This is a genomic window from Pseudonocardia sp. GCM10023141 (assembly GCF_042653605.1).
In genome coordinates this window covers 82,033-93,771 of record NZ_JBHSIR010000044.1, presented here as the reverse complement: position 1 = coordinate 93,771, position 11,739 = coordinate 82,033, and the positions used below count along the sequence as shown (strand labels likewise).

Annotated in this window: 14 protein-coding genes; 7 read left to right on the top strand and 7 right to left on the bottom strand. The window is 69.4% G+C overall.

Going from position 1 to position 11,739, the window contains the following annotated elements:
• Nucleotides 1–736 precede the first annotated feature (736 nt).
• Nucleotides 737–1,021 (bottom strand): putative quinol monooxygenase, encoded by a 285-nt coding sequence (locus ACFPFQ_RS26585; RefSeq protein WP_379623488.1) that lies wholly within the window; start codon nt 1,019–1,021, stop codon nt 737–739.
• A gap of 157 nt (nt 1,022–1,178) precedes the next feature.
• Nucleotides 1,179–1,874 carry a hypothetical protein gene (locus tag ACFPFQ_RS26580; RefSeq protein WP_379623486.1) on the bottom strand — a complete coding sequence of 232 codons (696 nt, stop codon included), beginning with the start codon at nt 1,872–1,874 and terminating at the stop codon, nt 1,179–1,181.
• 686 nt (nt 1,875–2,560) lie between these two features.
• On the opposite strand from ACFPFQ_RS26580, the gene ACFPFQ_RS26575 reads away from it, so the two are divergent.
• Genes ACFPFQ_RS26575 through ACFPFQ_RS26550 form a run of 6 tightly spaced genes read left to right on the top strand, consistent with a single transcriptional unit; the run spans nt 2,561 to nt 7,369 of the window.
• A complete protein-coding gene (locus tag ACFPFQ_RS26575; protein ID WP_379623484.1) occupies nt 2,561–3,256 on the top strand; it encodes a FadR/GntR family transcriptional regulator in 696 nt (231 codons plus the stop codon).
• 32 nt (nt 3,257–3,288) lie between these two features.
• The gene (locus tag ACFPFQ_RS26570) at nt 3,289–4,071 is read left to right on the top strand and encodes a creatininase family protein (protein ID WP_379623482.1); all 783 of its coding nucleotides are present in this window, start codon (nt 3,289–3,291) and stop codon (nt 4,069–4,071) included.
• A gap of 5 nt (nt 4,072–4,076) precedes the next feature.
• A complete protein-coding gene (locus ACFPFQ_RS26565; RefSeq protein WP_379623498.1) occupies nt 4,077–4,916 on the top strand; it encodes a transporter substrate-binding domain-containing protein in 840 nt (279 codons plus the stop codon).
• A 3-nt stretch (nt 4,917–4,919) separates the two neighbouring features.
• A complete protein-coding gene (locus tag ACFPFQ_RS26560; RefSeq protein WP_379623480.1) occupies nt 4,920–5,660 on the top strand; it encodes an amino acid ABC transporter permease in 741 nt (246 codons plus the stop codon).
• Nucleotides 5,657–6,418, top strand: a complete 762-nt coding sequence (locus ACFPFQ_RS26555) for an amino acid ABC transporter ATP-binding protein (protein WP_379623478.1) — start codon at nt 5,657–5,659, stop codon at nt 6,416–6,418. Before ACFPFQ_RS26560 ends, ACFPFQ_RS26555 begins: the two co-directional genes overlap by 4 nt.
• Before the next feature lie 3 nt (nt 6,419–6,421).
• Nucleotides 6,422–7,369, top strand: coding sequence for an alpha/beta hydrolase family esterase (locus ACFPFQ_RS26550; protein ID WP_379623476.1), 948 nt, complete (start codon nt 6,422–6,424; stop codon nt 7,367–7,369).
• Between the two features lie 108 nt (nt 7,370–7,477).
• On the opposite strand, the gene ACFPFQ_RS26545 is transcribed toward ACFPFQ_RS26550, so the two are convergent.
• Nucleotides 7,478–8,128, bottom strand: coding sequence for a TetR/AcrR family transcriptional regulator (locus tag ACFPFQ_RS26545; RefSeq protein ID WP_379623474.1), 651 nt, complete (start codon nt 8,126–8,128; stop codon nt 7,478–7,480).
• 23 nt (nt 8,129–8,151) lie between these two features.
• Nucleotides 8,152–8,688 (bottom strand): hypothetical protein, encoded by a 537-nt coding sequence (locus tag ACFPFQ_RS26540; protein WP_379623472.1) that lies wholly within the window; start codon nt 8,686–8,688, stop codon nt 8,152–8,154.
• A gap of 343 nt (nt 8,689–9,031) precedes the next feature.
• On the opposite strand from ACFPFQ_RS26540, the gene ACFPFQ_RS26535 reads away from it, so the two are divergent.
• Nucleotides 9,032–9,760, top strand: a complete 729-nt coding sequence (locus ACFPFQ_RS26535; RefSeq protein WP_379623470.1) for a transporter substrate-binding domain-containing protein — start codon at nt 9,032–9,034, stop codon at nt 9,758–9,760.
• Here ACFPFQ_RS26535 and ACFPFQ_RS26530 read toward each other — a convergent pair.
• The 3 genes from ACFPFQ_RS26530 to ACFPFQ_RS26520 all read right to left on the bottom strand — a co-directional run bounded on the left by ACFPFQ_RS26530 (nt 9,750) and on the right by ACFPFQ_RS26520 (nt 11,725).
• On the bottom strand, nt 9,750–10,637 hold the full coding sequence (locus tag ACFPFQ_RS26530) for an aminoglycoside phosphotransferase family protein (RefSeq protein WP_379623468.1): 888 nt from the start codon (nt 10,635–10,637) through the stop codon (nt 9,750–9,752). The two genes, ACFPFQ_RS26535 and ACFPFQ_RS26530, sit on opposite strands and share 11 nt — an antisense overlap.
• Nucleotides 10,638–11,039: 402 nt before the next feature.
• The gene (locus ACFPFQ_RS26525; protein WP_379623466.1) at nt 11,040–11,432 is read right to left on the bottom strand and encodes a VOC family protein; all 393 of its coding nucleotides are present in this window, start codon (nt 11,430–11,432) and stop codon (nt 11,040–11,042) included.
• Nucleotides 11,429–11,725 carry an ArsR/SmtB family transcription factor gene (locus ACFPFQ_RS26520; RefSeq protein WP_379623464.1) on the bottom strand — a complete coding sequence of 99 codons (297 nt, stop codon included), beginning with the start codon at nt 11,723–11,725 and terminating at the stop codon, nt 11,429–11,431. Before ACFPFQ_RS26520 ends, ACFPFQ_RS26525 begins: the two co-directional genes overlap by 4 nt.
• Between the last annotated feature and the right edge of the window lie 14 nt (nt 11,726–11,739).

Sequence of the window (11,739 nt, the reverse complement as noted above, 5' to 3'; positions counted from 1 at the left end):
CAGTAAGACCAACCCAGGGGTCAACTTTCCGGAGCCGCCAGGGGGTCAAATTTGAGAAATCGTTGACAGCACACTCCGATGACATGCAGAATCGCCCCCTGACCAGCAGTTACGCGGTCAAGGGGCGATGTTGCGTTGTCCGGTGGTGTGCGGACGGTACCGGCTGCGGGCGGGCGGCTGTGCTGAATACGTGCTGAAGTTTCGGCCATCAGGAGCCACCCAGCGCCGCATCGATCCGGCCGCGGGCCGCGTCCTCCTGGCCGACGATGACCTTGGCGTAGATCTGATGGATGACTCCGACGCCGTGGTCACGGCAGGCCGCGAACAGCTCGTCCGCAGGGCTCTGGTCGACGAAGTCGTAGATCGTTGCGACGGTGTTGACGATGCCGGAGCGGACGAGTTCGACCGCGCTGCCGGGGGTCGTGGTTGTTCACCACGGCCCCGAACGCGCGGATGAGACCTTCCGCGCGCAGGTCCGAGTCCTCCTTGTTGCCAGTCGCCGGTGTCGAGCCAGTCCGGGGCCCTGACATCGAGTTGCTGCAAAGTCCAGCGACTCGACACCGAGATCGCGCAGGCTGCGTTCGTTGTGGGCGCGGATGTGCCCCTTCGGGAACGCGTGCTCGATGGGGGTTCCGCGCAGGGCCGGCCAGACTCGGCTTGCTGGTGGCACCCTCGTCGCGATGCGGATGGTGCATGAGAGTCAGCCCGCCAGCCGGCGCGTTGAGCCACGTTCTGCTTACGGCTCCTCGACGGAGGCAATGACGTAGCGCTTGACGTCCGCTCCCAGGATCCGTGCTGCGGTGTCCGAGTCCGGTCCGGAGCCGCGGAACGCCAGGAGCTCGTCCTCGGACTCCCAACGCTCGAAGATGTTGATCCGCGCCGGGTCGACAGTGTCGGCCGCGATGGAGAAGTCCAGGCAGCCCGGCGCACTGCGCGCCATGGTGACCGCATTCGCCCCGTCGGCCACGAAGGTGTCTCGGTCTGTCGGCTCAGCGAGCAGGTACCCAGCAATGATCAGCATGTGGGGGTAGACCGGCCCGGCGGCCGGAAGTCATCGGTGGCGCGCGCCTCTGACGTTCGGGCTCCGCCCAGCGAGGGCAGGAGCAGTTCGCGACGTACTTCAATGCCGGTGACGTCGAGGGCCTCGTGTCGCGGTACGAGGACGGAGCTGTCGAAGCTCAGGGCTCGAGATGCATCCTTCGAAAGTGATCGCGTCCGAGGTCGTAGGAAGCCGGGTCGGTGAGCGAAGGGCGTTTTTCGGTGCGATCGCCGAGGATCCACTTGAGCCGGTACGAGTTGTTCTGCGAGGGATTGATGAGGCCGGTGTGGATGTTCTCGTGACGGATCGCGCCACGGGCTGCCAGCGCGCTGGCAACTGCCGCTGGTTCCTTTCCGAGCGGAAATATCAAGGCGTCTCCCCACTGCGGAGTCTCGCTGCACAGGTGGTCGACGAAGTGGCTTCGGAGCACGCTGTCGCCCAGGATCTTCGGGCTTGCGCCGCTGTACCCCTTGCCGGACTTGAACGTCGGGTACCTCAGTGCTGAGGTGAGGTGGACCACACCTTGCTCCGGCCCGCCGGACAAGACGTCCTCCGGGGATTCGAACCCCAGCCATTCGTGAATCTGCCAGTCGGCGATCTGCTCAAGGAGATTGCTGCGGAGTGGTTCGCCCTCGAATGTGCCGGCAATTTTGGCCAGGCGCAGCGAATCTGTGTCCGATGTGCCCTGGCGCAGTTCTTGCCACAGCGCTTGGTTCGCCCGCTTGGCCTGCTCGCTTCCCGGTGTGATGCCCAGCAGGATCAACCGCGGGGACGGCGCCACGTACTCGAAAGGCGAGTAGTAGATGGAGATATCGTGGGCCGGGTTGCTGTCCATCAATAGCCGGGGATCCTGAGGGTCCGGGGGGACGTCCGACTCAAAAGCCCGACGGAAGCGGTCAAGAGGGGACGTGGCCATGGCGATGAAGTTAGCTCACCGTCGACGTAGCGCTCCCTCGGCCAGGTCATCGGCCGCGCTCCGGGGTGGCTCCGTGGCGCTTTGATCATCGCTTGCGGTGCTTGCTCGGCAGGTGTGCAGCCTCGGTACCGCACGGGATGATCAAGGCCGTCGGTGCTCGGGGCAGTCGGCCGGCGGCACCGCTCCGCGACTACGGGAGGGCAGGTCTGGCCAGGTAGATCAGCCCGCCCCGGCTGTCCTCCTCGAACCGGTGCGCGACCATGCCGATGCGCTCGACCACCCTGAGCGACGCGGTGTTCGTGGGTCTGATCGTCGCTCCGGCCCGACAGCCCCTCCGGTCTGACCGCGCTCGCTGTGCGGCACGGCCCACTCGTTGCTCGCGACCGACTGCCATGACGCACTCCTCTGTTGGGTCGGATGCCCCCCACCGCGCCAACCCCGCACCCCACGATCCCGGTGATCAACGCCCACCTGCTCATGGTCAACACCGAACCAGTGGGCGTTGATCACCCGCCCGCACCCCACGCCATCCGGCTGCGGAGGCTTGACCTGCGATTGAACAAGTGATTTAGTCACTTAGTCTTTTCAACCTGAGAGGCAGTGCGATGACGCAAGGAGCCGCCGAGCAGCAGCCGGCGACGCTGTCCGAGCGGCTGGTGACCGGCCTGCTCGCCCTGATCGGCGAGCAGGGCCTCAAACCCGGGGACTCGTTGCCCACGGTCCGGGTGCTGGCCACCCGCTTCGCGGTCACGCCGCCGACGATGCGGGAGGCGCTGCGGCGCCTCGAGGCGACCGATGCGGTCCGGCTGCGGCACGGGTCCGGGATCTACGTCGGCGAGGGGATCTACCGGGTGCTCATGCCCAATCCGAACTCCGCTCCGATGCGCGACAGCGCGACCCTCCAACTCGTGGCGGCCAGGCTCACGATCGAGCCGGGTATCGCGGCGCTGAGCGCTCTCCATCGGACCGAGGAGGGTCTCGGCCGGCTGGAGTTGTCACTGGACACCGCGAAGCGCGATCCCGGTGACGTCCGGCCGCAGCTCAACTTCCACCGCGAGCTCGCGGGGGCCTGTGGCAACCAGGTGCTGTTCGAGGTCGTCGACTCGCTGCTCGCGGTCCGTGCGCGTGAACAGCGGGCGGTCCGCAGGTTGATCCACGACCGCAGCCGGGACTACGCCGACCACCTGATGATCTTCGAAGCGGTCCGGGACGGCGACGCCGTCACGGCCGAGCACCTGACCCGCGACCACCTGCACCGGCTTCGCGACGAGGTGGCCGCCCAACTCGACAGGGGGCAGTGAGTGTCGACGACAGTCGCGCCGAAGGATGTCCGATGACCCACCGTCTCGCCGACATGACGTGGCCGGAGGCGGCCGCGATGCCGGCCTCGGCGCCGGTGGCCATCGTGCCGCTGGGCGCGTGCGAGCAGCACGGCAACGGCATGGTGCTGCGTACCGACACCACCCGCGCCGAGGTCGTCGCCGACCTGGTCGCCGAGCGGCTGGCGCCCAGGGTGGTCGTCACGCCCACGATTCCGATCGGGGTCTCCGAGCACCACATGGGGTTCCCCGGGACCCTGACGCTCTCGCCCCTCACGCTGCAGCAGCTGGTGTACGAGCTCGTCACGAGCCTGCACCGGCACGGGTGGCGCAAGGTGTACGTCCTCACCGGACACGGCGGCAACAACGCGGCGGTGGACGTCGCGGTGTCGCGGCTGCGGGGGGACCTCGGCGACCTGCACATCGCCTGGAGCGGCCTGACACCCGTCGTGTCGGACATCGCCGCCGAGCTGTCGAGCAGCAGGGTGCGCGGGCACAGCTGTGAGATCGAGACCGCGCAGGCGATGTACGTGGACCCGACGCTGGTCCGCACGGACGCGCTGGTCCGGGGCAGCGCCCAACTGACCGATCTGGACCCGGCCGGACGGCTCGCCCGCAGCCATCCGGGCATCCAGTTCCCACAGGGTTACGACTCGCTGTCGGCCACCGGCAACCTCGGTGACCCGACGCTGGCGACGACCGAGGCCGGTGAACGTCTCGTGCTGACCGCTGTCGAGCGCATCGCCGCCTTCCTCGAGGGGTTCATCGACCTGCCCGACCGTCTGGAGAAACCGTGAAGACCATGCTGAACCGACGTCGTCTCGGTGTGGTTGCCCTCGCGCTGGCACTGACCGCGTGCGGTAGCCCTGCCACCAACTCCGCCCCCGGCGGGCCCGACCTCGGCCTGATCACGCCGGGTCAGCTCAAGCTGGCGTTCCGGTCCGACGACAAGCCGACGTCGTTCGTGGAGAACGGGAAGCCCGCGGGCTTCCTGATCGACCTGACCACCGAGATGGCCAAGCGGATGAACCTGACCACGAGCTACGTGGCCACGGACTTCGCGAGCATGCTCCCGAACGTGCGCAACCACACCTACGACTCGGCCGCGTTCGGGACGCTCGTCACCCCGCCGCGCCAGGACGTCACCGACTTCACCGTGGCGGTGTCGTTCGGTGAGGCCCAGCTGATCTCACGCAGGACTGCGACGCTGGCCACGATCGACGCGTCGGCGGGGAAGACGGTGGCCATCACCCGCGGCAGCGAGCTGATCCCGTTGCTGCAGCAGAAGATCCCGACCATCCAGATCAAGGAGTTCCCGAACATCGCGGCCAGCGCCAACGCGTTGACCGCAGGCCAGGTGGACGGCCTGTTCACCGGTACGGCCACCACCGCGCAGCTGTTGAGCCAGCATCCGGACTTCACGGCGACCGAGGCCATCACCACAGCCCAGACCGCATTCCCGGTGGCCAAGGACAAGCCCGCGTTGAAGAAGGCGCTCGACGACGCCCTGACCGCGGTGATCAAGGACGGCACGTACACCACGTTGTTCGGCAAGTGGAACGCGCCGGGTGTGCTGATCCCCCAGGAGATGCTGGACGCGAACCCCGGGATGGCGCAGCGCGACAGCAAGCCGGGGTCGTGACCGGTGGAGGGCATCCAGCATTTCATCGACACGTTCCTCGACCTGCGGCTGATCGGTGAGACGCTCTCGTCGCTGCTGCGCGAGGGCCTGCTCAACACGCTGTTCCTCGCCGTGCTGGCGAGCCTCATCGGCCTGACCATCGGGGTGTTCGTCGCCGGCGGCCTGATGTCGTCGCGCCGGTACCTGCGGTACCCGTGCCGCTGGTACGTCGACGTGCTGCGCGGCCTGCCGCACATCCTGTCCGTGTACCTGATCGGTCAGGGCCTGCCGCTGGCCGGGCTGAACCTGTTCGGCAACTGGACGTACGGGTACGCCGCGCTCGCGATCGGGCTGATGGAGGGCGCGTACATGGCGGAGATCTTCCGGTCCGGGTTCCAGAGCGTGGACCCCGGGATCGTGGAGGCCGCCCGCAGTCTCGGCCTGCCGCACGGGCGGACCATGCGGCTGATCGTGGTCCCGATCGGCGTCCGGCGGGTGCTGCCGGCGCTGACCGGCCAGTTCATCCTCGTCATCAAGAGCACCGCGCTGGTGTACCTGCTCGGGCTGTCCGTCGGTCAGCGGGAGATGTTCGCGATCGCCCAGGACGGCGCGGTCAACAACGCCTCGCTCGCCCCGCTGGTGGCGGCCGGGCTGTGCTTCCTCGCGATCACCATTCCGATGACGTACGTGGTCAACGCCTGGGACCGGCGGATGCGGGACGGCAGACCCGCACCGGTCGTGGCGGCAGCGGAGGCAGTGGTATGACGTCCACAACGGACCGGGCTACCTCCGTGCGCACGTCGGTGAGGTACGAGAACGTCAGCAAGTCCTTCGGCGCCACGCCGGTGCTGCGGGAGATCTCCCTGGAGGCGCCCGGCGGGTCCACCACGTGCGTGGTCGGCCCGTCCGGGTCGGGCAAGTCCACCCTGCTGAGGTGCACGAACCTGCTGGAGCAGCCGAGCTCGGGCCGGGTGTTCATCGGCGGCGAGGCCATCACGGACCCCGGCGCGGACGTCGACCGGATCCGGACCCGGGTGGGCATGGTGTTCCAGCGGTTCCACCTGTTCCCGCACCACAGCGTGCTGGACAACGTGACGCTGGGGCCGCAGCAGGTGCTGGGGCGACCCCGCGAGGAGGCCGTTGCGCTGGCGAAGGTCCAGCTGGCCGCCGTCGGGCTGGCCGGGCTGGAGGATCGGCGACCCGCTCAGCTGTCCGGTGGGCAGCAGCAGCGCGTCGCCATCGCCCGCTCGCTCGCGATGAGCCCGGAGGTGATGCTCTTCGACGAGGCGACGTCGGCGCTGGACCCGGAACTGGTCAAGGGCGTGCTCGGGGTCATGCGCGACCTCGCCGCCCAGGGGATGACGATGTTGGTGGTGACCCACGAGATGCGTTTCGCCCGTGAGGTCGCGCAGCAGGTGGCGTTCCTCGACCACGGCAGGCTGGTCGAGGTCGCCCCGCCCGAACAGTTCTTCGACGACCCCCGCAGCGAACGGCTGCGTACCTTCCTGGGACAGGTGCTGTAGACCATGCGAGGACTTCTCGCGGCGGCGACCGCCGCCCTGTTGATGCTGTCCGGAACCGTCGGCGTCGCCGCGGCGTCCCCTGTGGACTCACTGCACGACCTTCCCCGTCCGTCCACGGGCTGCCTGCACCAGCCGGCGGTGCCACTGGGACGGACCGTCGTGCAGAGCATGACGTCCGGCGGCTACGACCGCAGCTACCTGCTGCACCTGCCGGCCACGTACACATCGTGGCATCCGGTGCCGGTGATCATGGGGTTCCACGGCCGCAAGGGCAACGGCTACGACATCGAGGCGTTCTCCGGCCTGGACGCGCTCGACGCCATCGTCGTCTATCCGGTGGGGTTGAAGGGTGAGGCCGACCAGCCTGCTTGGCAGGGCGCGCCGTACCAGCCGCCGTCGGACGACGTGCTGTTCGTCAGCAACCTGCTCGACCGACTGCAGGACGCGTACTGCGTGGACCCGCTGCGGATCTACGCGACGGGCAAGTCCAACGGCGGCGGCTTCACGGCCCTGCTGGCGTGTCGCATGCAGAACCGGATCGCGGCGTTCGCGACCGTGGCCGGCGCGTTCTACCCGGAGACCCGGGTGGGCTGCGGACCCGGTCGCCCGGTTTCCATCGTGGACTTCCACGGCACGGCCGATCCGACCGTCGGCTACGACGGTGAGGCCAGCAGCCACGGCGAGCCGTTGCCGCCGATGATGGACTGGGTCCAGGACTGGGCCGACCACGACCACTGCGGTCCGGCGGTCACCACCACGATCGGCACGGACATCACCGAGTTCGCGTACCCGAACTGCTGGGGCCGCTCCGACGTGGTGCACTACCGGGTCGCCGGCGCGGGCCACACGTGGCCCGGTGAGCTCGTCGACAGCGGACCGGGATCCGCGACCCAGACGATCAAGGCGACCCAGATCGCCTGGGACTTCTTCATGGACCACCCGCTGGTCTGACCGGCCCATCGAGAACCCTGGCGCACCGTTGCAGCATGGTGGCCATCCCAGCGTTGGATCGCAGGATGGCCACCATGCTGCGATCTGGCGCCCCGGGTCGGTGCGCGCTCAGGGACGGCGCTTGCCGGCCTTGAGGATCGCGCCGAGCGCCGACACCGGTGGCGGTGGTGTGGGGATCGCCGGCCGGTCGACGGCGCGCAGTCCGTCGAGGACGAGGGTGAGGTAGCGCCGCCACACCTCGGACGCGGTGGTGCGGCTCAGCTCGAACGCCGGGCCGAGCAGCGCGAAGATCGCCGCGATGTCCTGCGGCACGGCGTCGGCGCGGATCACGTCGGCGCGCTGCGCGCGGTCGAACAACTCGGTGACCGCAGCCACGATCTCCCGCCAGATCCGCTCCTGCTCGGCGTCGTCACCGAGGCCGGTCAGCGTCTCGTACAGCCCGCGGTCGGTGGCCTGGCGCGCGGCCGTGAGCTCGAAGAAGGTGGCGAGCGCGTCCCACGGGTCCTCGATGGCGAGCGTGGCCCGGGCGTCGACGGCGATCTGCTCCGTGGCCTCGGCGAGGATCAGCGCCGCGATCGCCTGCTTGTTGGGGAAGTGGCGGTACGCGGTGCCCGTGCCGACACCGGCGTGCTTGGCGACGTCGTCGAGCGTGGCCCCGAATCCCCGCTCCGCGAACACCTCGCGAGCCGCGGCGATGAGCCGGGCCCGGTTGCGGATGGAGTCCTTCCGGATGCTCCTGCCCTCGGCGGCATCGCTCACGGTGTCCGATCCTGCCACGCACGTCACGCGGCGTTGTGGTCGATCAGGCTCCGGGCGCAGTCGACGACGGTCTGCGCGGCGGGTCGCGCCTGCCAGCCGAGCACCCGCTTCGCTCTGTCGGTGCTGTGCCGGTTGCGGCGGCCCAGCGAGACGATGATCGCCCGCAGGGAGTGGTCGAACCGCGCGGAGATGCGCACGGCGAAGTCCGGCGGCTGCCGCGTCGACACCTTCTCGCCTGCGGTGCCGAGGCCGGACTTCAACGACTGCGCCATCTCGCGCATCCAGGTGAACTCGCCGGTGGCGAGGAGGCGCTGGCCCGCTGCCGCGTCCGATGTCATCGCCCGGATGTGGATGTCGGCGAGGTCGCGGACGTCGACGATCTCGAGCCCGATCCGCGGCACGCCCGGCATCCGACCGCCGATCATGCGGGCGATGATCTGGACCGAGCCGAGGTTGCCGGTGCTCAGTATCGGGCCGAACACGGCACCGGGCAGGATCGTGGTGAGGGTCGTCGGACCGTCGTAGGTGGACATGAAGTCCCATGCCGCCTTCTCTGCCACCGTCTTGGGTCCGCCGGATCGACGACGGTCGCGACCGCCTCCCGCACGGACTGCTCCTTGCCCGGGCTGCGCACCGTGGTCCGCACCCGGTAGCCGCGCTGCAGCAGCTCGACGATGCATCACCCGGCCAGGTACCCGGTGCCTCCGGTGACCAACACGGTCTCGGGCATGACGTCCCCCTCGTTATACGGAGGAAGTCTCTCCGTTTGTGCTGACGCTACACCGTAACGGACATGTCGTCTCCGTTTATTGCCGCCGGTCGCGTGTGCTCGGCCACAGTGGCCCGCGATAGTGCGGCGGCCACAACCGTCCACCGGGTCCCTCGCGCGCCAAGGATCACGCGATGAACCCGGCAACGTTCGCGGCCACCGCACTGGACTCGACCTCCGTGACCGAGCGAGGAGATCAGCAGCGGCCGGTTCCACCTGGGCTCGTGGCCACGTTCGCACCGGGCGGGACGCTGCGGGCGTCGATCAACCTCGGCAACCCGATACTCGCGAGCCGGGACGGGACCACCGGTGAGCCGGTCGGCGTGTCGATCGACCTGGCCCGCGAGTTCGCCCGGTGGCTCGACGTGCCCGTCGAGCTCGTGGTCTTCGACAAGGCCATCGCCTCGGTCGAGGCGGTTCGCGCCGAGCAGGCCGACATCGGCTTCTTCGCCGTCGATCCGGCCCGAAGTGACGGCCTGCTGTTCATCGCGCCCTACGTGCTCATCGAGGGCAGCTACCTCGTGCTCGCGTCCTCGGCGATCACCGCGGGCGAGATCGTGCGGTTCGGGGGTGGAGCGCCGGTGCTCGCGGCACTTCGTGCCGGTGACGTCGACGTCGCGGCCGGGATCTGCCCGGTGCTGGTGGCCGAGGCCGAGCGGGCACCGGGCCTGCGGGTGCTGCCGGGACGGTTCATGGTGATCCAGCAGGCGATGGGGCTCCCCGCCGGCCGCGGGTCCGCCGCCCGCGCGTTCCTGGCCGCGTTCGTCGAGGACGTGAAGGCCACCGGCTTCGTCGCCGACGCGCTGCGCCGCCACGAGATCAACGGCGGGGTCGTGGCCCCGGCCGCCTCCGTCACGAGCTGACGAACTCGGCGAGCACCGCGTCGAGCACGCGCTCCGATTCCGATACCCCGCCAGGTGATCCGCCGGCGGCAGGCATCGTGATCAGCGCCTTCCACAGTGCCCAGCCACGCGCTCGTACCCAGGTCTGCTGGTCGGCGGCCATCCTCGTGCGGTAGCGCTCGCGGCTCTCGCCGTTGAACAGTGTCCAGGTGATGACGAGGTCGCACGCGGGGTCGCCGACACCGGACGTGCCGAAGTCGATCACCGCGCACAGGCGGCCGGTGTCGTCGACGAGGAGGTTCCCGGACGCGATGTCACCGTGGAACCAGACCGGGTCGCCGGTCCAGCGTGCCGCGAGCGCCGACTCCCAGGCGGCGGTGGCGGCGGCGGCGTCGATCCGGCCCGCGAGCGTCGCGATGGCGTCGCGCGTCTCGCCGTCGTAGACCTCGAGGGAAGCGCCGCGGTAGAAGCTGTGGGCGCCCGCGGCCGGGCCGCCCGTCGGGTCGGCGCGGTGCAGCGCGTGCAGGAACGCGGCGAGGTCGTCGGCGAACGCGAGCATGTCGCCGATGCGCTGCCGCGCCGCCGGGCGCCCGTCGATCCAGCCGCGGATCGACCACGGCCACGGGTACTCGGCCGACGGCACGCCCACGGCGATCGCCACCGGGATCGGGAGGGGGAGCTGCGGCGCGAGCCGCGGCAGCCACGTCAGCTCCTTCTCGACGCTCGCGACGTAACCCTCGGCGCTGGGCAGGCGCACCGTCATCGCGGAACCGAGGCGGAACGTGCGGTTGTCCCAGCCGCTTTCGGCCACCGGCGTGACCGGGAGCGCGGCCCACTCGGGGAACTGCTCGGCGACGAGCCGGGCCGCGAGCGCCGCGTCGATCTGGTGCCTGTGCATCGGGGCCCATCGTGGCGATGCACCGATGTGGGCACGAACGATTTTGGCGGCTGGTGGGAAACACTCACGTTCCTGGAGTGCTGGCTCTGATGCGGGCGGTCCTGTCGCCGGGAATCCTGACCGGTGTCGCGGCCACGCTGCGGGCTCCTCCTGAAACGAAGGAAGGACGTCATGACGCGCAGTCGGATCCTGCTGCTGCTCCTCGGTTGAGCAGCACCGGACGCGGTGATCGGGCCTGCCGCTCGTCGCCGGCGCGGGGCTGGGGAGGTCATGCGGGGTTGACCTCCCCATTCGTCCCGACTTGCGGGCATGGATGGCACCGCGAGTCGGGACGGAACGCACCCTGGGTCGGGATGGCACCAGATCCGATGGCTCGCACACCTGCGGGCGTCGGGTGAACGGCTACTTCATGGTCACGAGCTGGATCAGGTTGCCGCAGGTGTCGTCGAGGACGGCGACGACCACCGGTCCCAGGTCGGTGGCCTCCTGGGTGAAGACGACACCCAGCCCCTTGAGCCGCTCGACCTCGGCGTGCACGTCGTCGACGGCGAACTGGGTGAACGGGATGCCGTCGGCGACCAGCGCCCTCTTGAACGGGCCCGCCGCCGGGTGGCCGTCCGGCTCCAGCAGCAGCTCCACACCGTCGGGGTGGGCGGGGGAGACCACGGTCAGCCAGCGGTCCTCGCCCCCCATGGGCACGTCGGTCTTCTTGAGGAAGCCCAGCTTCTCGGTGTAGAAGGCGAGCGCCTTGGCCTGGTCGTCGACGAGCACGCCTGCGATGTTGATGCTGATCACGGGTCGGGTACCTCCCTGTCGATGGGCCACCGTTCGACGATCGAGCGCAGCGGGCTCGTGTCGAGGTGGTGGAACTTGTACCGGCCCTGTCGCCGGGTGTGCACCAGGCCGGCCTGTTCGAGCACCGTGAGGTGCTGTGAGATGGCCTGGCGCGACGAGGCCAGGCCGTGCTTCATGGTCAGCCGTCCGCAGATCTCGAAGAGCGTCTGGCCGTCCCTTTCGGTCAGCTCGTCCAGGATGGAGCGTCGCGTCGCGTCACCGAGCGCCCGGAACAGGTCGGGGTTCGCATCCACGGCGCCCTTTATAG

Excerpts from the sequence above, each read along its gene's own strand:
- ACFPFQ_RS26585 (WP_379623488.1), bottom strand. The coding sequence starts at position 1,021 with ATGCTGATCATTGCTGGGTACCTGCTCGCTGAGCCGACAGACCGAGAC.
- ACFPFQ_RS26580 (WP_379623486.1), bottom strand. The coding sequence starts at position 1,874 with ATGGACAGCAACCCGGCCCACGATATCTCCATCTACTACTCGCCTTTC.
- ACFPFQ_RS26575 (WP_379623484.1), top strand. The coding sequence starts at position 2,561 with ATGACGCAAGGAGCCGCCGAGCAGCAGCCGGCGACGCTGTCCGAGCGG.
- ACFPFQ_RS26570 (WP_379623482.1), top strand. The coding sequence starts at position 3,289 with ATGACCCACCGTCTCGCCGACATGACGTGGCCGGAGGCGGCCGCGATG.
- ACFPFQ_RS26565 (WP_379623498.1), top strand. The coding sequence starts at position 4,077 with ATGCTGAACCGACGTCGTCTCGGTGTGGTTGCCCTCGCGCTGGCACTG.
- ACFPFQ_RS26555 (WP_379623478.1), top strand. The coding sequence starts at position 5,657 with ATGACGTCCACAACGGACCGGGCTACCTCCGTGCGCACGTCGGTGAGG.
- ACFPFQ_RS26550 (WP_379623476.1), top strand. The coding sequence starts at position 6,422 with ATGCGAGGACTTCTCGCGGCGGCGACCGCCGCCCTGTTGATGCTGTCC.
- ACFPFQ_RS26535 (WP_379623470.1), top strand. The coding sequence starts at position 9,032 with ATGAACCCGGCAACGTTCGCGGCCACCGCACTGGACTCGACCTCCGTG.
- ACFPFQ_RS26530 (WP_379623468.1), bottom strand. The coding sequence starts at position 10,637 with ATGCACAGGCACCAGATCGACGCGGCGCTCGCGGCCCGGCTCGTCGCC.